Here is a 2,414-nt window from a genome sequence, read left to right on the forward strand (position 1 = left end):
CTGGACGGTCGTAACGCTTCGTTGGGGGACGGGGTGCGGCGGGCGTTGGGGCGTGAGCCGCGGGACTTCGCCGACTTCGCCCGCGAGGCCGCCGCCTCGGGCGTGTGGAACGTGTGATCCGGCTCGTCGGTGGCGGCCCGAACAGGCCGCCACCGGGCGGGCGTTGGTCGTGTATCCGGACATAACAGTGGAGGTTTGGCCATGTCGGACGGCAAGCAGGTCTGGTCGAGTGAGCAGGGCGTCGGCGCGCTGCCCGGGCACATCCGGGGCTTCGGGCTGATGCACGTGGCGATGCGCCGGGACGCCGCGCGGCTGAGCGCGGCCGCCGCCCGGGGTTCGTCCGCGGGCGGCTGGGGCCCCGCGGCGGCCCTGGCGGACTGGTTCGGCCGGCTGCGGGCCGTCATCGACTGGCACCACCACAGCGAGGACGAGATCCTCTGGCCCTTCCTGCGCGAGCGGCTGGCCGGCTTCGACGGCGGCGGCATCCTGGAGCAGGACCACGAAGCGCTCGACCGGACGATGCGCCGGGTCGCGGACGTGCTCTCCGCCCGCCGGATCGCCGAACTGCCCGAGGCCGCGGCGGGGTTCGAGAACCTGATCCGCGAGCACCTGGGGCACGAGGAGCCGGTGGTGTTCCCGGCGATCGCGGGCCTGCCGGTGGACGAGTACCTGCGGGTGGAGCGGCGGATCATCCAGAGCGCGCCGGGGCAGGTCATGACGTACCTGCAGCCGTGGATGTTCGACGGCGCGGACGCGGCGTCCGTGCGGGCGGTGTCGGCCACCATCCCGGGTCCGGTGCGGCTGATCGGCCGCACGGTGCTGGAGCGCCGGTACCGGCGCACCCTGAACCCGGTTCTGTGACCGCCGGCCCCTTCCCGGCTCCCCCGGCACTCCTCCTGACACTCTCCGATGCCGCAAGTGCCGTGGCGCGTAGCGGTGTTCCGGTTGTCGCGGTTCCGTTGCGGGGGGCGCCGCACGGTGGGTGGTGTCGTTCGTTCCGCTGTTCGCCGGCACCGCGTCCTGCGGGGCCGGGAGAGTGAAAAGGGGTCCTGTGATGCGTTCGGATCAGAGGTCGGCACCGGTGTCGTACGCGGTCCCGTCGGCCATCGGCGGTGTGCGGCCGGGGAGTTCACCGCACGGCGGAACCGCCGGGCAGGGCCGCGCCGCCGGGCCCGTCCTGGCGGGCGCCACCATCGCGATGGGCCTGATGGCGGGCCTGTTCTTCGCCTTCGACGTGTCGGTGATGCCGGGCCTCGCGGCCGGGGACGACCGGACGTACGTGACGGCGATGCAGCACATCAACTCGTCGATCGAGAACGGGATGTTCGGCCTGGTCTTCGTCGGCGCCTTCGCCGCCACCGGCGTGGCGGCCTGGCTCCAGCACAAGGCCGGCCGGCGCCAGGCGGCGCTGTGGGCGGCCGGGGCGACGGTGCTGTACGTGGTGGCGCTGATGGTCACGATGGGCGTCAACATCCCGCTCAACAACGAGCTGGCGGCGGCCGGCGACCCGTCCCAGATCCACGACTTCGCGGGCGTGCGCGCCAAGTTCGAGGGCACCTGGGTGGCCGCGAACATGCTCCGCACGCTGCTCTGCACGGCGGGCCTGGCGGCCCTGAGCCGCTCGCTGGTCCTGCACGGCCGGTTCAGCCGCCTGGGCCGCTGAGCGGCCCGGCCGCGCGCCGCAGGGCCGCGCGGCCGCGGGGATGCCCGTCCGCCTCGTGCGGGCGGGCCTTCGTGCGTTTCGGGTGCGGTGGATCTGACGGCGGATCTGACAGCGGATCTGACGGAGGGCCTGATGGCGGGCCTGGTGGCGGGGCGCCCGAGTGCGCCGGGGCGTGCGCCGGTGCGCCGGGCCAGTGCTGTCGGTCAAGTCGCCTGGGACGTCCTGGACTTGGCGATCCGGGGGCTATGGGTGGAGCATGGGCGGGCCCGGTCGTTGCGGCGCGCTTGCGCCGCCGCCGGGCCGTACGGTGCTCGGCGTGTCCGGTGGGCTGGAGAGGGGGCGGGGTCTGTGGTGGCGGTGGTACGTCCGTACCTGATCCGGGGGAGAGCGGTTCCCCTGGCCAGATATCTGGCGGAGGAGGACATCGAGGGTCTGGTGGCGTGTTCGTGCATCGGGAACGAGGTCACGATCGACCTCGTGGACACCCGGATCCTGGTGACCCTGGCCGACGTGGCCGGGGCGGTGCGGCTGAACTTCGACATGGTCCAGGACGGTCCGGCCAAGGCGCGTTCCTGGTCCCGGCGCCTGCCGGGCGACGCGGGGCCGGGTGAACTCGCGGCGCGGATAGCCGTGGACGTGCGGACGCTGGCCCGCGAACTGGACCCGCTGCGGCGCAACCCCCCGCGCAGGCCTGGAGAGGGCGGGCGGTAGGCGCGGACGACAGGCCCCGGGCCCGGCAGCACCGTGCTGC

3 protein-coding genes and 1 pseudogene are annotated in these 2,414 nt (G+C 73.9%); all 4 read left to right on the forward strand.

The annotated features are described in order from the left end of the window. Window positions 1-117: pseudogene (locus ACFVTF_RS38500) on the forward strand (NmrA family transcriptional regulator); the annotation flags it as partial. A gap of 84 nt (window positions 118-201) precedes the next feature. Next, on the forward strand, window positions 202-861 hold the full coding sequence (locus ACFVTF_RS38505) for a hemerythrin domain-containing protein (RefSeq protein ID WP_363633641.1): 660 nt from the start codon (window positions 202-204) through the stop codon (window positions 859-861). Between the two features lie 220 nt (window positions 862-1,081). After that, on the forward strand, window positions 1,082-1,663 hold the full coding sequence (locus ACFVTF_RS38510; protein WP_387818875.1) for a DUF1772 domain-containing protein: 582 nt from the start codon (window positions 1,082-1,084) through the stop codon (window positions 1,661-1,663). A 477-nt stretch (window positions 1,664-2,140) separates the two neighbouring features. Next, window positions 2,141-2,374, forward strand: a complete 234-nt coding sequence (locus tag ACFVTF_RS38515) for a hypothetical protein (RefSeq protein ID WP_371515402.1) — start codon at window positions 2,141-2,143, stop codon at window positions 2,372-2,374. Window positions 2,375-2,414: the final 40 nt, after the last annotated feature.

This window comes from Kitasatospora sp. NPDC057940 (assembly GCF_042887425.1).
Classification (GTDB): domain Bacteria; phylum Actinomycetota; class Actinomycetes; order Streptomycetales; family Streptomycetaceae; genus Kitasatospora.